20 protein-coding genes and 1 pseudogene are annotated in these 22,141 nt (G+C 32.4%); 8 read left to right on the top strand and 13 right to left on the bottom strand.

Annotated elements, in window-relative coordinates; all coding sequences use genetic code 11:
* Positions 1-427: 427 nt before the first annotated feature.
* From ACZ9HT_RS16665 to ACZ9HT_RS16685, 5 genes are read left to right on the top strand one after another with little or no spacing between them, the layout of a single operon-like run.
* Complete coding sequence (locus ACZ9HT_RS16665) at positions 428-1,372, top strand: type VI secretion system baseplate subunit TssG (RefSeq protein ID WP_476041633.1); 945 nt, start codon at positions 428-430, stop codon at positions 1,370-1,372.
* Positions 1,373-1,426: 54 nt separating this feature from the next.
* Complete coding sequence (locus ACZ9HT_RS16670) at positions 1,427-2,341, top strand: TssN family type VI secretion system protein (RefSeq protein WP_476041634.1); 915 nt, start codon at positions 1,427-1,429, stop codon at positions 2,339-2,341.
* An 11-nt stretch (positions 2,342-2,352) separates the two neighbouring features.
* Positions 2,353-3,498: a hypothetical protein gene (locus ACZ9HT_RS16675; RefSeq protein WP_476041635.1), complete on the top strand. Its 1,146-nt coding sequence runs from the start codon at positions 2,353-2,355 to the stop codon at positions 3,496-3,498.
* Between the two features lie 58 nt (positions 3,499-3,556).
* Positions 3,557-4,099: a hypothetical protein gene (locus ACZ9HT_RS16680; protein WP_476041636.1), complete on the top strand. Its 543-nt coding sequence runs from the start codon at positions 3,557-3,559 to the stop codon at positions 4,097-4,099.
* Between the two features lie 25 nt (positions 4,100-4,124).
* Positions 4,125-5,495, top strand: a complete 1,371-nt coding sequence (locus ACZ9HT_RS16685) for a DUF5458 family protein (protein WP_476041637.1) — start codon at positions 4,125-4,127, stop codon at positions 5,493-5,495.
* An 845-nt stretch (positions 5,496-6,340) separates the two neighbouring features.
* Here ACZ9HT_RS16685 and ACZ9HT_RS16690 read toward each other — a convergent pair.
* From ACZ9HT_RS16690 to ACZ9HT_RS16705, 4 genes and pseudogenes are all read right to left on the bottom strand, one after another.
* Positions 6,341-7,483 carry a hypothetical protein gene (locus ACZ9HT_RS16690; protein ID WP_476041638.1) on the bottom strand — a complete coding sequence of 381 codons (1,143 nt, stop codon included), beginning with the start codon at positions 7,481-7,483 and terminating at the stop codon, positions 6,341-6,343.
* 5 nt (positions 7,484-7,488) lie between these two features.
* On the bottom strand, positions 7,489-8,310 hold the full coding sequence (locus ACZ9HT_RS16695; protein WP_476041639.1) for a hypothetical protein: 822 nt from the start codon (positions 8,308-8,310) through the stop codon (positions 7,489-7,491).
* Between the two features lie 48 nt (positions 8,311-8,358).
* Positions 8,359-8,664, bottom strand: a pseudogene (locus tag ACZ9HT_RS16700) (phage baseplate assembly protein V); the annotation flags it as partial.
* 115 nt (positions 8,665-8,779) lie between these two features.
* Complete coding sequence (locus tag ACZ9HT_RS16705; RefSeq protein WP_476041640.1) at positions 8,780-9,166, bottom strand: hypothetical protein; 387 nt, start codon at positions 9,164-9,166, stop codon at positions 8,780-8,782.
* A gap of 221 nt (positions 9,167-9,387) precedes the next feature.
* On the opposite strand from ACZ9HT_RS16705, the gene ACZ9HT_RS16710 reads away from it, so the two are divergent.
* The 3 genes from ACZ9HT_RS16710 to ACZ9HT_RS16720 all read left to right on the top strand — a co-directional run bounded on the left by ACZ9HT_RS16710 (position 9,388) and on the right by ACZ9HT_RS16720 (position 10,671).
* The gene (locus ACZ9HT_RS16710; protein WP_476041641.1) at positions 9,388-9,663 is read left to right on the top strand and encodes a transposase; all 276 of its coding nucleotides are present in this window, start codon (positions 9,388-9,390) and stop codon (positions 9,661-9,663) included.
* 22 nt (positions 9,664-9,685) lie between these two features.
* Complete coding sequence (locus ACZ9HT_RS16715; RefSeq protein WP_476041642.1) at positions 9,686-10,240, top strand: DDE-type integrase/transposase/recombinase; 555 nt, start codon at positions 9,686-9,688, stop codon at positions 10,238-10,240.
* An 80-nt stretch (positions 10,241-10,320) separates the two neighbouring features.
* On the top strand, positions 10,321-10,671 hold the full coding sequence (locus tag ACZ9HT_RS16720; protein ID WP_476041643.1) for an integrase core domain-containing protein: 351 nt from the start codon (positions 10,321-10,323) through the stop codon (positions 10,669-10,671).
* Positions 10,672-10,959: 288 nt separating this feature from the next.
* Here the strand turns inward: ACZ9HT_RS16720 and ACZ9HT_RS16725 are convergent, their stop codons facing one another.
* The 9 genes from ACZ9HT_RS16725 to ACZ9HT_RS16765 all read right to left on the bottom strand — a co-directional run.
* Positions 10,960-11,700, bottom strand: a complete 741-nt coding sequence (locus tag ACZ9HT_RS16725; RefSeq protein WP_476041644.1) for a DUF7738 domain-containing protein — start codon at positions 11,698-11,700, stop codon at positions 10,960-10,962.
* Between the two features lie 74 nt (positions 11,701-11,774).
* Positions 11,775-13,637, bottom strand: a complete 1,863-nt coding sequence (locus tag ACZ9HT_RS16730) for an HET-C-related protein (RefSeq protein WP_476041645.1) — start codon at positions 13,635-13,637, stop codon at positions 11,775-11,777.
* Positions 13,609-14,250 (bottom strand): hypothetical protein, encoded by a 642-nt coding sequence (locus tag ACZ9HT_RS16735; protein ID WP_476041646.1) that lies wholly within the window; start codon positions 14,248-14,250, stop codon positions 13,609-13,611. Before ACZ9HT_RS16735 ends, ACZ9HT_RS16730 begins: the two co-directional genes overlap by 29 nt.
* Positions 14,251-14,261: 11 nt before the next feature.
* Positions 14,262-15,764: a transposase gene (locus ACZ9HT_RS16740; RefSeq protein ID WP_476041647.1), complete on the bottom strand. Its 1,503-nt coding sequence runs from the start codon at positions 15,762-15,764 to the stop codon at positions 14,262-14,264.
* A gap of 1,888 nt (positions 15,765-17,652) precedes the next feature.
* Positions 17,653-19,044: a hypothetical protein gene (locus ACZ9HT_RS16745; RefSeq protein ID WP_476041648.1), complete on the bottom strand. Its 1,392-nt coding sequence runs from the start codon at positions 19,042-19,044 to the stop codon at positions 17,653-17,655.
* Between the two features lie 2 nt (positions 19,045-19,046).
* Positions 19,047-19,523, bottom strand: a complete 477-nt coding sequence (locus tag ACZ9HT_RS16750; RefSeq protein ID WP_476041649.1) for a hypothetical protein — start codon at positions 19,521-19,523, stop codon at positions 19,047-19,049.
* A 183-nt stretch (positions 19,524-19,706) separates the two neighbouring features.
* On the bottom strand, positions 19,707-20,216 hold the full coding sequence (locus ACZ9HT_RS16755) for a hypothetical protein (protein ID WP_476041650.1): 510 nt from the start codon (positions 20,214-20,216) through the stop codon (positions 19,707-19,709).
* Between the two features lie 74 nt (positions 20,217-20,290).
* Positions 20,291-21,451, bottom strand: a complete 1,161-nt coding sequence (locus ACZ9HT_RS16760) for a hypothetical protein (RefSeq protein WP_476041651.1) — start codon at positions 21,449-21,451, stop codon at positions 20,291-20,293.
* A 3-nt stretch (positions 21,452-21,454) separates the two neighbouring features.
* A partial coding sequence (locus tag ACZ9HT_RS16765) for a phage baseplate assembly protein V (RefSeq protein ID WP_476041652.1) occupies positions 21,455-22,141 on the bottom strand: 687 nt, incomplete at its 5' end.

Below are 22,141 nucleotides of genomic sequence, written 5' to 3' on the forward strand. Positions count from 1 at the left end.
ATTTTCTTTCGTTTCTATATTTCAAAGATAAAACCGTTTTTCTTTTAAAAACCATCTTTTTCAAAAAGTTGAAAAATTGTAGTAGTTCTACTACATGTAATTTTGAGGTTTGTTTTTAGTCCGGTTATGCTCTGGATCTGCTTCTATCAATGCATTTTTCATAACTAAAAATGGGTAACGTAAGGAAATATAGTGATCTTTTTTACCTCTATTTCCGGAAAAAACCTCAAAATGTGTTGTATTTCTACTACAAGATCATCAATCATTTCAGTATAATTCGCACTCAAAAAGCAAAAATATTGGCAGTTCTTTAAAGTTATATTAAACTTGTTTATTTCTGTTCTCTAAATTATTTTGAAATTGTTTGTAAAAAAGACTTCCAATAAAGAGGAAAAGTATATCTTTAAAAGGAATTTTGAGAGTAAATATGACGAACAACGACGTTTCAATTTCCGGTAAAAAATACAATCAGTTGCAGACCGACTTTCGGGTGGAATCTGTAGCGGCGAATATTCTTAAATATTACAATCCGGAAGCCAATATTTTAATCAAAAGGATTGGACTTAATGATCGTGCCTACTTAAAAGATATCAAAGGAATCTCTTCTTCCTTTTATGATCTGGATGAAGAGAATATCATTATCGAAACTTATCGGGAAGGACTTTACGATTATATGCCCGAAGGTATTTTTCATCCACCTTCTTTAGGGATATCCAGCAAAAATGTAGACAGTGTTGTTCGCGAAATGCGGAAACAAAAAGTAATCGAAGAAGATGCGAGAAAGTTTTTTCATCCCTTCGAACTTGAGTTTTTTTACACGCATGTTAGTGCACTTTTAAAAGAATCTGAATTCGATTCTGAAAGTAAAACGGATTCTATGCTGGAATTCGCAATTGAGCTTTGGCCTATTCTAGAAAAAATTGAGACAGAATCTGCAAAGGTTTTGGTTAATCTATTGCCATTTATTCATGAAGTCCGCGGAAATAAAAACTGGATCGAAAGATTTTTGAGTGCTTTTTTACGGGTTCCTGTAGAAATTACTTTTGTTGCAAATACAATAGAGTCGCAGGATGACAAAGAAGGAATTACCGCTTTAGGAACCGCAAGATTAGGAATTACGCTCATTCCAATGGGGAAACACATGGATGGGGACAGAAACTGGCAGATCAATATTGGGACGATTCCCTACGACGAATTGCATCGTTATATTCCGGGGAGTACATTTAGACAACTGTTAGTGGAGCTTTATGATTTTTTCGTACCTGTTTCTGTAAAGATATTTGAGAACTTTATCACCGAAAAAGATTCCAAATCTTTTATGATCGACAAAAACAGAGATACGAGCAGATTAGGATATTCTACCTATTTATAATTAGACAGAATACGTTATATTTACTTTATTATAAAAAATAATTAATCATCGACTATGGAGATATCCTCTATTAAAGGCATTTTTTTCAGGTATATTTTAATGCCTTTATTTGCAGCGATCATGATGTTCATAATGATCCGTATTCGAAAGAATAAGCCGGCCATTAAAATAAAACACATCATTATTTATGTTCTCCTTTGTGGTTTGTGTTTGGCAATACCTGGAGTTTTTGGTTTTACGGGCAATCTTTTTAATCCATTTTGGTATATCGGAGCCGCGGTTATTTATTTAGGACTGGGAGTTTTACATGTTAATTTACTGCATCATTATTTCAGAAAGCATTTTACTTCAAACGTTAGAAGTATTGTTTTCGAATGTATCTTAACAATTACCTGCATGGTGATTGGTGGCTATCTTTTCACTTTACTTTTTAAATGGATCGGGATGGAGCAGGGGAATCCTTACATGGCTGCATCCAGTTTGATTTCATTTATCATTCCACTTTTATTTTATTACTGTTATTTAGCATTCATAAGTATTCCTTTGGATATTTATAAGACCTGGCGGTATGATGCGAGTTTGAAACCTTACGATTTCCGTGGAGTGGATTTTGACCGTTTGATGGTTCTGAATGTAGAACTCAGTAAAAATTCCGAAGATCAGAAAAGATTTAGAATTAAAGCCAAAACAATCCCAACCGGAATTACTTACGGCGACTGGTTTTACAGGGTTGTAGATGATTACAATCATAAAAATCCAAATACGAAGATCGAATTGATGGATCAAAACAACAGTTCTCATTACTGGATCTTTTACATTAAAAAATCTTTCTTCAGCTCGCGCAAGTACATCGATTTTGAAAAAGATATTTTCACTAACAAAATTGCTGAAAATGAAGTTATTATCTGTAAAAGGGTATTGAATCATCAGGAAGAAGACGAAAAAGAAAAATTAATTATTACAGAATAAAAATTAGAATAATGATACAGCCTATAAAACATAATGCCATTAATTGGGTAGATGGAATGAAGGTTTCCCAAACTCATTTTAACGATCAGGATAATTTTATTATTGATAGTATTAGAGACGGAAATTCTTTACAGATCAATAATTTTAATTACGGTATTTTGCCAATTGCGGGACAGTTTGCAGATAAGATGATCTTCGAGATCTACAGTACTGCGACAAATGATGCGCAACTGGTCATTAAAAACTGTAATGCGATCACTTTGGCGGGTCACCGTATAGAAATTCAGGATTTTAGTGTTAACGTAAGATCTTTGGCGAAAAACCTTAATGCTACAGAAGAGAATATCGATGGTGATTATTACATTTTAATTTCTGTAAATCCTTTCAACAAAATCCCATTCGGAGAAATTGATCCGGAGGAAACTCCTCCACGCCATCCACATTCCAAACCAAATTATACGATCGAGATGGTGAATGTTGCTGCCTTGAACAGTAATCTGGCGGGTGGAAATTATATTGTTCTGGGTAAAGTAAATTTCAAATCGAATTTCGCGCAGATCGACACCAATTTTATTCCGCCTACAACTGCTTTACAGAGTCATCAAAAGATGGTTGATTATTATACAGGTTTTGTGAGATCGGTTTCAAACCTTCAGCAGTTTACCTTCAAAATTATTCAGAAGTCTAATCATAAAGATCAAAATACCGCTTTAGCAACCAATGTTAGGTCTTTGTGTAAAGTGTTGATCAATACTTTGGCGGATAATTATTTTCAGTTCAAAAATATGTCTATGGATCAGCCACCTATTTATCTGGTGGATATCTTTTCTAAAATGGCGCTTCACGTTTACAATGCCACCCAACTTATTCCCAATGCGGAGTTGGAAGAAATGCTGAACTATAGTTTAGAATGGAGTGAGGTTGCTCCTCATACTTTTATCGGTCAGTTGACCGTGGTTTCAGAGATCACTTATGATCATTACAGTTGTGGCGAATACATGAAAAACATTCAGTCCCTGCTAAATTGCTTAGAAGTTGTTTTCGGTAAACTGAGTGAGCTCGATTATATTGGACAGAGAAAAGAAAACATTATTGTAACTGAACAGGAAGTAAAATCTAAAACAGATCCTAAAAAAGGCTGGAGTGTATTAGATTAGGAAAAATAGTTAACAAATAGTACATTATTATCATTTAGTTCACCTTTTTAATAAATATATGTCTAATTTTTTTTCTAACTTTAAAAAATCATTTAATCAGCTTTTTGAGAAAAAAGAGGAACAGGAAATACAAACAATTAAAAAATCAACAGATATGGCAATGTTTAATTATGGTGTTGGCGGGAACGAAATTAAAGTGGACGCCAATGAAGCAATTCAGGAAATTCAGGAGAATAGATCCCTGATTGTAAGTCAGTTAACTTCCGACGAAACAATGGTTCCGGAGATTGTAAGAGGACTAAAAACGGTAGAAGACGTTTTTCGACATTTTCAACCCGCTGTTTCTGTACAGCACGAAAAAGAGGATGGGTCTATTATGGACGAAGAATTCCGTTTTCAAACTTTAGGTGATTTTACACCAAAAAATTTAACCAATAATTCTGCGTATTTACAGCAGTTAAGTATTGAACAGGAGCAGTATAACAAAATTTTGCGTCAGTTAAAGAACAACAAAATTTTACGAAGTATGCTCGAAAATGAACAAACTAAAACTGCTTTTGTAGAAGTGTTAAAAGAAGTAGCGAAAGAACTGGAGAAATAGTCCTTCATCAAATTAATAAACTCTTATGGAAAATAAAAAACAAATGTCTGCTCAGGAAGATAATCAGCAGCAGCAACATCAACAACAAGGAGGACAGCCAAAAAAGAATCCGGTAGATGAATTGGCAAAAGTTGGCGGTTTTGGTTTTGTAGAAACCGTGATCGATGGTATTGCGAATATGAATTCTTCGAGAAAAGCCAGAAAAGAAATTTTCATCAATGATCAAAATAAAGAATCAGAAAGAAAAGATCTGCTTAAAAGAATTAACCTTTGGGTGAACCTTTTAGAAGACAGTAAGACGGTTGAAGAAATGTCGGACGCTTCTAAAAAGAAAGCAAACTCGGCTGAAATTAATCTGAAACATAATCTGAAAAATACTTTAGACACCGTTCGCGATTTAGAAGTTTCTTACAGAACGGTAGCGCAGTTTTATAAAAATACAGAGCTCGATAAAGTGGACAATGTAAGTATTGTAAATGCCACTTTGGAGCAAATGAAAGATATTGATAATCCATTATTTATTGATGCGATTTCTGAAGAATTCAAAGAAAATTATGACCGTTTAGATCTTCGGGACAATTATTCTATTCTGGCAGTCCCAGGCTATTTAGGCTCGAATAAAGTTATTGAAAAATGGGCAAAGATCTGTAATGAGAATAAAGTAATGATGGTGACGGATTTTGCAAATCTGGATAAACCGGATGATGTGGTAGATTTGTTCCATTCCGCGAATCTGACGGGTGGAGAAGTTCATAGAAGTAACGTAATTATGACTTGTAATTATTTGGTTGGACGTGGAAAAGCAGAAGAAGTAGGAGAGGAGGAAAATGTAGATTTGCCACCTTCAACTTCATTAGCAGGAAAAATTCACAGAACGCTGATGTCTCAGGTTGCAGCCGGTAAAAAACACGGTAACATTAATGAGGTTGATGCTGTAAAATTCAATTTGAAGAAGAGCGAAATTTCTCAGTTAGAGAAAATGGGCTTGGTTCCAATGGTGAACGAATACGGTAAAATCATGGCTTTCTCTGCAAAAACTTTGTTTACAGGAGACAATATCGGATTGCAGACCTATTCCGTTGTTCGTGTATTTGATTATGTAACGAAAGTGCTTTTGGATTTCTTAAACAGACGAGCTTTTGAAAACTGGACTCCAAGAAACGAAGACGATCTAAGAAAACAAATCGTAACCTTCCTGGATGGAATTAAAGGTGCTGATAAATTAATTGAAAATTTCAAGATCGTAAGATTCGAGCAGGACAAAGTAAATAAAGACCGCGTTTGGTTAGATATTCGTTTGACCCCTTATTTCCCGACAAAAAGTTTTGTTATTAAACTGGATGGTCATAAAGGAGATGAAGGTAACGAGTGGGAATCCAGCTATAATCAGGATTAATTCATGGTAAACTTCATCTATTATTTGACTTGATCTGAAAATATTTGATTATTTACTAGCGAAATAAAAAGTCTTATGAGTAATTCATAAGACTTTTTTCATTTCTTTTTTATAGAACCCAAATGATTATTTAATATCCAAAAAATCAAATTTTCCCGAATAAATATTCGTGAATCGAAAAAGGTTATTCCGGTTGATTGTGTACAAAACCTGTCATCACCTAATCTCCAAATTTCGTGATTTAGAATTGAAATTTAATTTTTTTAAACTTTTTTTTAACGTTATGTAACATTACATAGCCATAAAGTTATTCCGATAATTATATCAATAAAGGATGGTAAGAACTATCTTTTAAATAATCTTTTATAATATTAATGGTATTGCTGGTAAGTTGCTCTTCAGCATTACTCACTTCCACTTTTATTCAACAGCCAAAAATTACAAATTATTTCTGAGAAAAATTCCAACTGTGTTTGGCCACATTACCATAATTTAAAATATTTTTGATTTTACTCACCGTTTCTACATCTGCAGCATTATTAGCATTAATGTCATTTTTAAGGTACTTGTATAATAGAATTTTATGAAATTTTTGATCCTCATTTTTTGCTTAATTAAAGTTTGATAAATTGTAAGCACTTTTTTTCTCATTCAAAGAATTTCGTTCTCTGCATCCCATGAAAGTAGGGAATTATTTTTTTTATCTAAAAAATTAATTGTAGAATTATTTTCTGATTTTATATCCGTTTTGACTTTTATAGGTTGTTTATTCTGCCGCTGCACGAGACAAATAAAACTAGAAATAACAGAAATCTATTAAATTGCCAAAGCTTAATTAAAATAAATTATTTTACACTTTCAGCTTTTATTTTATTTTTGATAAATTCTATATCGTTAAATATTTTTTTCCGCTCAGTCCATGACATTAGAGTTGTGTACAGTGCTATGTGATAAAATGGTTTATCTGTTGCAGTACTGCCTGGAATGTCTTTATACAAATTGATGACAGGCTTAAAATCTGAAATTTCTTCTAATGGATATTTCCAGTTTGGAAGATCATCGTGAGGAACTACAGCATCAAAATCCAATTGCCATAAAGAATTTTGCCAAACAGGAAGTAATTCCTTATATTTCTTAGAATCTGAACCAGCAGACATTCTTTCATGAAATTTGTCGGTATTAAAATCTTTTGCAGAAAAATACTGATCTACAATTTTAACAACTTTATTTTTGGAATCTGTTGTCAGTACATTTTCAGCGGTAATGTTATTCAGCAGGAACTGATTGAGTAATTCTCGTTGAAATACAAGATAATCATCACCCGTATCTTTACTTTGAGACATTTGGAAAGATGCGATCTTTTCTAATTCAGCCTTGGTATTCGAATCAGATTTAGTAAAAACCACCTCGGAAAAAATTAAATCCTCTTTATCATTTTTAATGTAAATATTCGGTTCATTATTTCCATCTTCTTTTAAAATGTAAACTCTTTTTTTAAATGGAATATTTTTAATTTTATCAAAAACTTCCTGACTGTAGGTTCGATTTCCTCTGTATACAAATTTACCGTTTTCAGAAAATTCTAACATAGCAAAAGTAGAAGAACTCTCACTGTAGGTTGGAACAAGAAGCATATATTTTTCTTCTTTTTTAAACAGTAGAATTTCATCTGTTGTTTTAAGATCAGCAGTATCTATAAAATCAAATTCCAGCGCAAAAGGGATCACTTTATCATCAACTGCTAAATAAGAATTTCCTTCGTTAAATACATATAATTTCAAAGGTACTGCATCATTTTTTAATTCAAATTCTGTGATCATACCATCAACAGAATTTTGTTTAGCAACAACTTTTACAGGACTGTATTGTTCAATTTTTTCTCCACCTTCATTATTGTTCTTTATAAGCTGTCCTGTATTTTTTTCACAGGAAAAAAGTGAAGTAAATAGTATTACATATTTAATAAATAAAGCATGCTTTAAAATCATAATAATTATTTTTGAAATTTACCTTCGTTGTGGTGTGCCAATTTTTTCACACCATTAACCCCTGCTATTTTACCTCTGTCCTTTTCTGTTTTCTGTTCTGTTCTTTCTGCAGCCGATTGCTTTTCATACGTTTTATAATTTATGAAATAACCCGGATTGATACGATAATTAGTTCCTGCAGGCATCTTGTAATCGCAGAAAATTTCAAAGTGTAAATGAGGTGCTCTCGTTCCAGCGTTAACTATTAGGTAATCGGATTCTGCTTCGGGCAAATCTTCAAATTCCCTATCTTTATCGCTAATGTCATAATAATTGCAATCGAAATAAAGTTCTATTTCGTTTCCACCATCATCTTCTGTAAACTGCACTAAGCCATCAGTTAAAGTTATTGAAAAACTTGCTTTTCCAATTGCATCTGTTATTAATTCATTAATTTCGGGATAAGTATTTGTTTTAGGATTTTTTATAGTGGAATATAATGTGATAGGATCATCATCATTTAACATTCCATCCCAATCCATTAAATTAAAATCAATCTCACTCCCAGCCGGAACTTTACTTTTATCCATCTGAATATGGAATTTTACTTTTTGTCCAATTAATGCTTCTTCTATTGGATTGTCTTTTTCATCAGTCCACCAACCTTTTACAAAATATTTTCCAACAGGCGGTGGCTCTTTGGGATTACCATGATTGGTACTATTGGCATCAAATCTGTTTTCTTTTCCAGCATTCATGGAAAGTTTTTGATAAAACCCATTAAAATCTTCCTCAATATCTGTTATTGAAGTTCCTAATGCAGTTCTTGTAATTGTACCTCCTGCCATTTTTAATGAGATTTAGATTTTTCACCAGGTGAATTCAACAACAATAGTAGAAGTGAACGTCATCGTCTCAGGCGCTGTAATATTAATATTGCTTCCAGTCGTATCTAAATGAATTTCATTTCCTGATTTATCAGAAATAATAATACTTTCATCTTCGGTGAAAACGATTCGATGTCCACTTCTTGCTTGAATTGATTTTACACGGTTATCTGCTCCGCCACCCAATCCAATGTGTCCATGAAACATTCCGCCCATGACAAAAGGTCGATCCGGGTGATTGTGTACAAAACCAACCATCACCTGATCACCAACTTCCGGGATCGTTACGTAAACTCCGTTTTGCAAAACCTGATTTTTTTAGTTAACAGCAGGATACTATATATATTTAAATCCCTATTTATTATTAAATAGAGATAAATTAATTAATAGTTTGCTGAGACAGCAGTACTCTCAATGAATTAATCAGATATCAATTATGTGAGAATATATCAATTTTATTTTGGTGTTTCATATAGAAATCAAACAACATCTTTTGATATTCAATCTGATACTGATTTTTAGTAGATTGAGATGAGGAAAACACCATCATCAATCTTAAAAATATTAAGAAAAAATTAGATATTTTTGAATTTTGATAATTAATATAACCAATGGCTGGAGAATTTTTAAATTCTATTTCTAACAATGAAGTCTTAATATCTAAATCGATATTACTATTGCTTACAATTTTTTTAAAATAAATTATTTCTTTTGCAAAATTATCAAGATCTTCATTTGCTATATAATCTTTGTTTGCAATTTGTAGAGAATAACTTAAAATAAATTCCAAATGACTTCTAATATTTTCTAAACTCATAAGTTAAGGTGTATATTTACCTCGTGCAGAACAATCAAAATCAAAAAGAGGATTGGCTTTGAACAATGAATCTGAATCGTAAATTACTGTTTTTTGGCTTTTTAGGCCGTGATGAATTAAAATTCCTTCAGTACTTTTTTGTTCTTCTACGTATAGTTATTCTGTAATCTTCCCCAAAAACAGGAACATTTAAAATTAGAGTTTTTAAATTTGAGAAGACTATGAAAAACAGTAAATTTTCAAAAGTTCAGATCATCAAGATATTATCGGAACAAAATCAAGGAAAAACGGTGAATGAGATTTGCCGGGAGCATGGAATTAGCCAGCCAACCTTTTACAATTGGAAGAGTAAATATGGTGGATTGGATGTTCATCAACTTTCGAAAATGAAGGAGTTGGAGAAGCAACTTTCACAATATAAAAAAATTGTTGCCGAGCAAACTTTGGAGATTGTGGTTTTAAAAGATGTAATCGAACTTTGCTACGCAAAATCATGAAATCATTAAAAAAATATAAGACTTGAAAAAAAAAACTCTGACGCCTTGCGAGAAGCGTGAGTTGGTGGATTATTCGAAAGAGATCCATAAAATGAGTTTGCGCAAGGCGTGTAAAGTGTTCAGTTTAAGAAGTTCAGTTTTCTATTATCGTAAGGTGATCAAAGGTTCAGATGATGAGATCCGCTCCGAGTTGGTTCTGCTTGCAGATTCCAGCCAAACTTGGGGGTTTTGGATGATGCACAATCGGTTGAAAAATCTGGGTTTTGGGTGGAATCATAAGAGAGTTTACAGGATTTATAAATCGATGAGATTAAATTTGAGAAGCAAAAGGAAAAAGCGGCTTCCAACACGGATAAAACAACCATTGGTTCGCCCAATTTATCCAAATGTAACCTGGAGCATGGATTTTATGCATGACAGTTTGGAAAATGGTAAAAGCGTGCGAACTCTTAATATCATTGATGATTTTAACAGAGAGATTTTGAATATAACTATTGACAGCAGCTTGCCCTCGGCAAAAGTAATCTCGCAATTGAAACAATTAATTGAATGGCGTGGAAATGCAAAGCATTCGTGAAACCAAAAGAAATATAGAAAATTTGAACAAAACCAGAAAAAATAAGAGTGGACAACGGACCGGAATTTATTGCAGAAAAAATGAAAGATTATTGCCGCAAAGAGAATATCGAACTAGGCTTCATTCAACCAGGGAAACCTACCCAAAATTCATTGATTGAGAGGTTTAACAGAACGTTCCGGACAGAGTTTTTAAGTGTTTACCTTTTTGAGAACATCAGACAAATGAGAAATTATGCAGAAATATGGATGTGGATGTACAATAATGAGAGACCGCATAGTGCGTTACAATACCTTACACCACGGGATTTTTTATTGAAATATGGAAAACTCAATCAACATAACGCAAATGAGCTTCCCACATTCCAACAAAATTTCAACAACGACAACAATAAAATATTAACAAAAAACTCTACTTTTGAATGTGCCTAAAGAGGGGAGGATTACACCACCACCTGCATGTTTAATATTGAAGAAAATCGATATAAATAGAGTGATAAAAGTAATAATATTTCCGACAAGGAAAATAAGTATCCATTTGGCAATTACTATACTACCAATTTTTGCAAATAACTTAATATTTTCTTTCATATGGGAATAGTTAAAATAAGTATTTTTATATCAATGATTATCTTGTTTCCGGCTAACCTTTTATTAATAATCTATAAATTTTACTACGAATTTATCTTTTCGTAGCACTTTTATAAATTTGATAATTTTTTAAAAATAAGGAGATGATTCATCTTGTAATCTATAGCCAACTTTTATATATTCTAATTCTGAACCGCTGTATTGTACACTGTTAAAGAAGAAATGTTTTTGATTGGGACAGTTTAGTTTTCTTTCGTCGTCCCAATATTCTCCCTTGTCTCCTTTTGTACCGCCGCTTTCATTAATCATGTTCATGTTATCATCTCGAAAAGTGAAAATTTGCAGATCTTTTGATTTTCTATTTTTATTAATTTCATTTAAAGACATACCAGAACTTACCACAGCATCGTCTATTGTTACCGATTTTTTATAGGTAATAAAAGGATATACTAAATATTCTTTAATAAGATCTATGTTTAGAAACTCACCATTCTCATTAACACCAAATAATTTAAGATATTTAGAATCATCAATTTGATGCTTTTCCTTATATTTTCTCTGTGCTTGAAAGAAATCAAATTCACCAACAAATTTAAGTTTTCCTCTTCGCCCTGCAGGTGTTTCAAGATTGGAATATAATACATAAAGCATTGTGGTTAAATCTGGTTTTTCATTATTGTGTCCTTCTTCTACAACCACAATTCCCAATTCATCCCAAATAAAGCGTTTGTAATATGATTGAGCATCATCAGGTATATTTCTATAATCTTTCCCAAATATTTTTTCCCATTCTGCAATAGGTTTCCCAAAAGGTAAAGGTTTACCTTTATAGTATGCTTCACATTCTGTAAATCGAAAATCTGTTTCCATAGTCGTTTTTTGTGCTTTGTTGTCGTTGCAAGATAGAAATAAAGTAAATGCTACCAGTAAGTATATGTAATGTTTCATTTTGATCTAAAGTATTTTTTGAATTCTTCTATTTTATCTTTGCCGAAAAGTATTTTTCGTTTTGCACTATCATGAGCATGAGCAACTGGTGTTGGAAAATAAAGATTTTTTAAAAATTTAGAATCATCCTTTTTTGAATTTGCCCAGTCAATGATGTGATTATCCATCCAAGTTACACTTCTGGGATGTTTGGAATAGGTGTTTTGTACATAAGCAGCCAAATCTCCGCCCGTTGGATCTATTGTTCTGCCCTCCCAAATATCTTTAATTCTCTTTCCTACATCTTCTACTGCTATTGTTGCTAGATCTGCCGCCAAACCATTCAAGGGATTATCTACTGCATCTTTTCCTAATTGAGTGTGCGTAGGATCTTCGCCATAATTTGGATTGGTAACGTGAGTTTGCGCGGCTTTTATATCATCATCTGTAGATTCTACTAAAATATTAAAAATTACATTGGTAAAATTCGTTAAAACTTCACCCATAAACTGGCCTATTCTTTCGTATAAACGTATGATCCAGCCAAGAGGGTTGTCTAAGTTTTTTACATATGCTATATAATCATTTAATTCTAATAATTTCTCATAATAGTGGAACAAATCTACTGCGTCCATACCTAAATATTGCGGTGCCTCTTGAGTAGGATCTTGTTTCTGACCATCTGCTAAATCTTTTAGGATGGTGTAAATAGTTTGCTGTCCAAAGGTTCTTTCGCCTGGTTTGGATACCTGATATTCTTTAAAACCAATAGGAAGCAGCATATCTGCCATTTTTGGGATAATACTTGCAGCGGTATCATCTTCTAAAAATTTACCTGTAACTATGGGTATGGTTGTATAATCTTTACCCTGCATACCTTGCACCCAAGGATAAACTTGCTGGAGATATTTGAAATTAGGATTATTAAAACCAAGTTTGCACAGAGACAATTCTACAAAATTGGTATGCGAGAAGTAATCTTCTAATACATGAAGTGCTGCACCAAAATGCCGAAAACCCTCTTTATTTTTCCCTCTCATTACGGCAAGCCGTAATTGATTGCTCATATAACTATCTGAAGAAGGTCTTAACGGATCTGCCTTCACCATATTTTTCTCCCCCAATTTTATTTGGGCATCTTCATCATCTCTATAAATATAATACTTTTGTCCAAAACTGTTTATTTTGAAACAATCAGCCTGCTCTCCTACATAAAATCTAATTGGCTCCGCTCCACTTGGCGTTTCTCTATCAAAAGAAATTTCATTATATACGGCATCTGCAGGTTTTACCAAACCACGAGGATTGTCTATATGTTCTTCTGGTCTGTAAATTCCTAAAATATCCTTGGTCATTACACCATAATTTTCTTGGAATAACTGCAGATGAGGAACATAATTGGTGGTTTTTAGTTTAGCGCTTCCTTTGGTATAGACAAATTCTTTTGCTGCAAACAATTGCACGAGTTCTACCCAACCTTCATGCGAAATTTTACCAGTATTGGTTGCTTTAAGATGTTGAATTCTATCTTGTGTTATAGAATTATCATTCTGAATCTGTTCCCTAACTGCTTTTGTAAAGCGCATGGTAATGGGTACGATAACCTGTGAAACATCCCGAAGCCAGTTTCCGTAGTAAATTTGCAGAATTTCATTATATGTAAATCCAACTTTGTTTAGGGCATTCATCTCAATTCCACCATGGGTACCTGCTTCGAAGCCAAAGCCAAAGTTTTCTATATCGTCTTCTGCAGGGTCATCATCGTACCATTGTTGCTGGTCTACAAATTTTGATAGTTCGCCCCCTTCTTTTGATAAATCTAAAATTAAATTTCCTGTGTATTCTGGTGTTTCAGTTTCTGCAAAATTTAGTTTTTGCAAAATCTACCGTTAATAAATAATAAGCGAATTTTGCACCTTCATCTATTTTATCTTTATCTTCTTTGCCATTGGTAGCATAATCTGTTCTCAACAAATTATCTATATGATGTCCGTATTCTTCCACAAGCGAAGCAAATAATTGTGCTTTTGTTGCATTGTTTTCTATAGCATCATCCAAAAAACCTTTACTTACTAAAATAATTTTCCTTTTGTTGCTGTAGTTTGCTTTATAGTTTTTTATCGGATCTTTAGTTACAATAATTTCTGGTGGCTGTAATTTTTTGTCACATAACTCTTTGTATAATTTACCTAATGCTTCAATCTCTATATCATTTCCAAAAATTTGCAACATAATTAGAATGAATGTCATTTCAGAAAGTTCTTCGGCAATTTTCATTATCTGCTCATGGGCAAAAATACTTTTTAACTTATATTCAGTAGGTTCATATTCTAAATCAGGAAAATTTGGCTTTCCATAAAGGACGCCTTTATCATTTCCAATTTGAATAACTTTTGTTGCACCATTATTTATGATGGAACCTTTGGAATAAATAAAGTGATCTTTACCTGTTATTTTGGTGATTTTACCTTTTACTACACGTGTTCTGCTCATAATTACTTTAATTAATAATTATTGCTTTTTTCACCACTATTATTTTTCACCTCGACTTTGGCATTTTGATGAATAGTTCCATCTGTAGAAGAGTTTTGTACTTCAGATGCATACTCATTCCTCTCCATTTTCGTCTCACTATGCACATCACCCTCAATCATTTCCGTTAATTTACCAGTGATAAACATACTTGCGTCACCCATAACTGAGGTCATTTTCATCGCACCAATACTTTGAGTCGCATTCATTCCTACCGTTTGGCTAATATTCATTCCAATCATTTCACTTGCATTCATTCCAACATTCGTTGTCATATTCTCACCAACATTAATATTCATATTCTTACAATTCAGCGTCATCGTTTCCGGCGCAGTAATATTAATATTACTTCCAGTGGTATCTAAATGAATCTCATTCCCAGATTTATCAGTAATAATAATACTTTCATCTTCCGTGAAAACTACTTTATGTCCACTTCTGGTCATTATTGATTTCACGCGGTTATCTGCAAATCCTCCCAAAGCTGTTCCCCCGTGAAACATTCCACCCATCACAAAAGGTCGGTCCGGGTGATTGTGTACAAAACCTACCATCACCTGATCACCCACTTCGGGAACCGCAACGTAACCACGATTCTGAGAAACCTGATCCGTCCCACCTGCATCGGCTAAAACTTCATCAATCTCAATATGATTTTGTTTGCAGTTTTCTAAAGTCTGATTCATAATCTCCGGAAAAATAACAGAATCTTTACTTCCCGATGTACTAACACAAGCACCTGTTATGAAATGAAAAGCATCATCCACAGCCAATTGTCCAGAATAATTTAATTGTATTGCCTTACCAGGTTTTACAGAAATTTTTGCATCAGGATCGGTGGGACTGTAATGGGTGTGATTGCTTAAGTATTTTGGCCGGATTGCATTGCCTTCTTCATCTTTTCTGTCACTTTTATTATTGCCCGGCATTCCTTTATATTCTTTCTTTTTCCACTCGTGGTGCCCTTCTAGCATTTTCTTTCTGGTCGAAGTTGTTTTAAATTCACTGTTTTCTTCCAGTTCATTTACAAAGGCAGAAGCATCTTCTAAAACTTCTTTTTCCACCAAAGAATCCATAGTCGCATTGGCTTTAATGAAAGCTGAATCTACCGCCATTCTTTTGCCACGAACCATTCCTTTCCCAACGCACAAACTCAAAACTTTACGGAATAATTCTAAGAAAAGTTCTTCTCCAAAAAGAGATCGTGTTCGGGAGATCGTGGAGTGAAACGGTAAACTTTCATTAATATCATAACCAAGAAAAAGACGAATATCTAAACAATTGCTGCAAAAACGAATCAAAGCTCGATCGCTATTAATATTGTTGAGATAACCCACCATTAGAATTTTAAAAAATACAACAGGATCAATGCTTTCCTGCCCACATTTGCCGTAATAGCTTGCGGTAGCTTTATAAAGAAAACCAAGCGAGAGATTTTCATTTACTTTTCGGTAGAAATTATCTTCGGGAACCATCTCATCCAGACTTTGATGGTAGAAGAGTTACGGAGTAATTATTTTCTTTCCTTGCATGCACTAATTTACAAATAATACACTAATTATCAAATAGTTATAGTGTTTAATTTCTGAATATTTACAAAATTTATTTTTAGTATTTTTGATTGTGCAACAAGCACATTGTATATAATATATAACTTCCTAAAAATCTTAGTATAAAATTTTTCATTTTGTTAACTATTTACAACGTTTTCACACATATTTTGTACGGTCAATTTCAACGCTTACCTCATTTTAATTGATGAAATTTTATTATATTTCTCTGAAATCATGCCCATAATATATCAACTATTATAAATAAATCAGTTTTTCCGATTTTTCAGCTGCATATTTTGTTAAGTTATCTCGCTTCGAAAAGATCTTTAAATCATTATTATATTCATGATCTAGTATAATAGAAAAGAGCAAATAATTATTGTTGATAGTGCAATAATTAAAAATATAGATTGTGTTAAATTAAGTTTATTATCTAACGGATGTTTTTTAAAATGAAAGTTTGGAATCAACAATTGTGGTATTGAAAATAAACAAAATAGAAAAAAATTTCCAAACTTATTTTGATTATTAACTAAAATGTGCGGTTCAAATATATACATTATAATCATGCTTGTGAGCATGATTATAAGTAGTATTACTCTTATGTAGTTCTTAACGTATGCTATAACGACAGAATATATAATTGTTGCAATGAAGGTTGCAGGAATCAAAACCCAAAACAATATCATTTTAAAACCACTGAGATTTTCTGGGTCTTCTATATAAATATAAGTGTAATAAATTAACGCACCTATTATATAACTTATAAGATATCTAAGTATAAAATTTTTCATTTGGTCAACCAATTACAGCGTTTCCATTCATATTTTGTTTCGTCAATTTCGGCTTGACCTTCATTATCATTGATAAATTGAACTAGATTATTTTGAAATCCTTTCCATAAAGCATCAGCACCTTTAAACACTTTTACTCTATCGGCTCATTCATCAACATTTTGTGCTACTCTTTAGTGCCAAATAACAGAGATAAATATTAAAGATGGCCAGAATAATTTGCAATTTGCAGAAAAATCATATTTTATTTTTATAATGGAACTTGGGAATTAGTTGTTGAGCTTTAAAATGTATACTAAAAAGATTAACTAATAATATCGCTCTTTTAAAATGTAATGTCTGGAAATATCAAAACATATAAAAATTAGATATAACGAATAATATTGCTAATATAATTTATTGTTTAATCAAAAAAGGACTAATGTTATGAGCTCCCACCTTAATTAATTTTTGCTGAAAAAAATATTATTACTTAGTAATATCATACAACATCTATAATTTATAAAAATTGAAAATTATTACTATTTGATTATGATATGATGCGATTTTTCTTGACTATTATTTAAAACAAAAATGAAAGTTCTATACAAAAAAATAGTTAATAATTAATAATAAAAAGAATATTACTACAAATGCAGTTAAAAATTTATCATAGTTCCTTTTTTCAAGGTTAAAGTTAGGTAGTAGAAGTTGAGGTATTGATAAAATGCAAAATATGAAAGAATATTTTATGAGATTAATAAGAAAGTTGCTTTCAAACTTATAAACATTGTTCGGAATGTAAAATATAATCATTAAAAAAATAATTATACCTAAAATTATTTTTCTTGTTTTATTTGCAATATTTTCTATTAAAAAATAATAGATCAAAGAGCTTATCAAGTTAGCAGGCAGTAAAAACCATATTAGAAATATTAGAATTGCGTCTTTATTCTCGGAATCAAAAAGAAATACATCTAAAACATATATTGCGGCACACAGTAGGAATGTAACTAAATATCTAATTATAAATTTTTTCATTTTGCTATCCATTTACATCGTTTCCATTCATATTTTGTTTCATCAATTTCCGCAAATCCTTCATTTGAATTTATAAAATTTATCAATTTTAATTGAAAGGATTTCCACAAAGCATCAGCTCCAGCAAAAGCCATTTTTTCCCCAAACCGATCTAAAACACCTGTCAATCTATCCGCACCTCTAACATAAAATTCAAATTCATCACCATTCTTTTTTATGCCAAATTGCCGATTTCCAGAAACGCGGTGTTGCTGATTTTTAGGATTTTGTATAGGACTAAAAATCCATGATTGATTAGGTATAAAAGATGTACACATCACTGCCGCATCATCAAAAATTAGTGTCGTTTCGCCGATAATTGGTAATTTTTTTCTATAAACATTTACATCAAAGACCATCACTGCTGTAATTGGATTTTTTGAATCCCAAACATTTTGATCTCTTTCAGAATCTGAATAAAGATTTGCAACATTTTGATTTAAGAAATATCCTAAATTTTTTCTTATGTGCTCAAACAAGCGATCGGATGTCCATAATTTCTTTTCTCCTCTTTCGAATAATAGATCTTTCTCTGGAAGAGTAGCCCGTTCTGCTAGTTTGAAAGGTTGCGGTTTGAATAATAGTGAGTGCGTAGATGGCATCTTCTTTATTTTTACAGAATAGTAATCCATATTCAACTTATCGCCATACGCTTCTGTGATTGGTAATATTGCCCAATGCACTTTGATGCCCTTGAAGATTGAATTATCATATTTGTATTTGAGATAATTAGAGACAGCAGGTCTTCTTCGAGGATCAAATTCAACTAAATCTCGCCAAGGTTCCCTACATTTTGCAGTACAACAGTATACTTCAACATCTAAATAATCATTTATAGTATCTGGCAAATCTGTTGTATCTCCATCATATTCGCATCTAACAAAAAATTCTATTTCATCTCCTTCACTTTCTATTAATGATTGAGTACCAGAACCGAGTGTCCATTCTATAAAGATTGTTTCATTTTCTTCCCGAATTAAGACTTCTTGTCCTGGATAAAATGCATTTATATCTAATTCATCATTTGTAAGTGCTCCATCAAAATCTAATATTTTAAATGTGAAACTTTTATTTACAGATATTCCTTTTGTTTGTATATGAAAACGAATTTTTTGTCCAACAAATGAATTTTTAATAGTTTTGTTGTCACTATTTGTCCACCAACCTTTAACAAAATATTTTCCTGCAGGTGGCTGATCATCTGGACTACCAAGTTTAGTTCCTTGATCTGCAGTAAAATAGCTACCACCTCCCGCAGAAGCAGTAAATTTATCTGTAAATACAATCCACTCTTCTGTTTCTATTGAATGGGTACCCCCAACAATTCTAGTAATATTACCTCCTGCCATTTTTAATGATGTTTAGAGTTTTCACCGCTATTGTTATCAAAAGTACCTTGGGTATGAATTTCATTCTTATTTTCAGATATAATAGTCTTTTCCTGTGATTGATCATGTACATTTTTCGCGCGAGATTTTCTTTCACCTTGAGCTATTTCCGTAATATTCGCAGCCATAAGAGAGTAGTCCATAATGGCATTTTGAAACATCATTCCTCCAGCAGTAATTGCATGATTTGCTCCAGCACCTTCACTAATGTTGATTCCAGCAGTTGTACTGATATTTATTCCTGCGGTAGTAGTTATATTTTCAGCAACGAAAAAATTCATATTTTTAGAAGTGAACGTCATCGTCTCGGGAGCCGTAATATTAATATTGCTTCCTGTCGTATCTAGGTGAATTTCATTTCCTGACTTATCAGAAATAATGATGCTTTCATCCTCGGTGAAAACAATTCGATGGCCACTTCTGGTCATAATTGATTTCATGCGGTCGTTTGCAGATCCCCCCCCAATGCCGTTCCCCCATAAAAAATTTCCACATCACAAAAAGCATGATGGGATTATTATATATTCAACAATAATTTGAGCGTAAATTTACAGTAAGTCAAAGTTTGAAAAACTTTACTTAAATTGTTTACAATCTTGTTTTAAAAGAAAAATATCTAAAAATTATTCAATTCCAAATTCATTTTTTGCCCAATCTTTATTTTCAACAATAGGATAGTCGGGTTTACTGCTAATCGGGTATATTTCAAATCCAAAATTATCTTTCTTACCATACATTGAATATTCTTGAATATAATTGGGGCAGTATACCGGTATTGATTTTATAGAATATATATAAATAGGGATCTCTTCTTCCGCAGGTTTGCCAAAATACGAAAATTTGTATTTAATTTTTTTAAGTAAATCTGTATCTGACATATTTAATTCAGCAATTAAAGCTTCTTCATCATTAGAAGAAAAGTTTTTAATATTTTCTTTTGCCCAATCTGGAAGTACTTTTCTTAATTGTTTGAGTTGATAACTATTAAATTGTAATGGTTTGGGATTTACTAATACGGATCGATTCAAACACTCACAATTTTCTTTTTCAATTTTTTGAGTTATATCAACTGGTTTGCCACCGTAACCAATCAACTCATATCCATTTTCGGTTTTACATTCTATGTTTTTCATGAATATTTTTTTTATTAACAAGACAAGTAATATTAAAACTGTTATTATTAAAATGACTTTTACAAAATTATTTTTCATCTTTGGGGTATAAATGTTTTCATATCAGCAGGTACTCCTTGTGGACTTGGCGCGGCCTCCACATTATGTCTAGCACCATCGGGATCAAACCAAGCCCCATCAATTTGCTTCATATTAGCTTCAATTTCTTGCCAATTTCTCCATCTATTTTTCTCACTATCAGTTAATTCATATTTCTGATTAAGGAGATAAACATATTTGTTATCACATCTTCCATTATTAACTGACTTTAGTTTTTTATTTCTAGCTTTCATGTAATCTGAAAAACATAATTCATCTGTCGTGAAAAGGGTTTTCTCGTAGTCAGTTCGTCTTAAATATGCAAAAACGTTGCTCTTTGTACTATTCGCTATTTTTTGGGCAATACTTTCTGAGGATAAAATATTATAACGATTATTTGAATCATCTTTACTTCCTTCTGGATTTTTATATATTGTTCTATCAATATCTGTATTTCCAATCCCTGCTCTGCAGGAAAATAAATAGATATTTGCGCCAAATGCGAAAGCGTCACTCTCTAATTTTTCTGCCTGTTCTACTTCAAAAGAATATGGTGTAACATCTATACCTGCAGGAGAAAGACCTAATGAAATTTCACCAACAACACCATGGCTATAAAAAAGTAGCTGCTGTATTTTTTTTTGTTTTCTAATTTCAGATAAAGTTGCAGAACTATTTTTATTACCTGTATTAATATAATTTATAATTTGTTGAGCATTCGAAACTTCAATGTATTTACTTTTATAAATATTTTCTACAGTGTCTTTTATTGATTTTTTTTGTTCAGAAGAATATCCATTACTACAAAGTAGAAAATCAAATCTGATAGAGTTATTTAATCTCATTCTTCTCAATGCCTGATGAACAAACATTAATTTACTTCCTTCACCTACATCTCTAATAAGATTCCATGGTTTTCTGAATGATGCATCACTTCTATGATTTTGTGTTCCTACAACAATTATATATGCAATACCATTTGTTAAACCATCTATTTTAGGTGCAGGTTTATTCAAATTATAAGTAACTCCTGTAGTAGTTCCTTCTTGAGTTATTTGTAATGCTGAAGTATTTACAATATTTCCCTTAGCAAACAGTAAATTATCACCTCCTGTGGTTTCTATGTAATCACCACCAATAAAACTTTCTTTGCTCATAGATCAGTGATTTTTAGACTTTTCACCAGAATTATTTTGCACCTCTTTTACAGAATGCATTTCTTGCATGCCCTGACTTTGGTACGTCATATTTCCATTTGTCGTTCTCATTCTATCCTTTTCTGTATGACTTTCTTTATTTCCCGTAATAAACTCCGTCATTTTCCCTACAACATTCGTAATAAAATCAGTTCCCACCGAAAGCATATTCAGCATTCCCACACTTTGAGAATTATTCATAGTTACGTTCGTAGATTTATTCATTCCAATGGTGTCAGACTGATTCATACCTACATTCGTTGTCATATTTTCACCCACATTGATGTTCATATTCTTGCAATTCAGCGTCATCGTTTCAGGCGCCGTAATATTAATATTACTTCCAGTCGTATCCAAATGAATTTCATTTCCTGATTTATCAGTGATGATAATACTTTCATCTTCGGTGAAAACGATTCGATGTCCACTTCTTGTTTGAATTGATTTCACGCGGTTATCTGCTCCACCTCCCAATCCAACTCCGCCATGGAACATTCCCCCCATCACAAAAGGGCGGTCCGGATGATTGTGTACAAAACCCACCATCACCTGATCGCCAACTTCCGGGATGGCGACATAGCCGCGATTCTGAGAAACCTGATCTGTACCACCCGCATCTGGAGACATCATTCTGATAAAGTTCGTTGTGTC

The organism is Chryseobacterium sp. UYP7 (genome assembly GCF_056279225.1).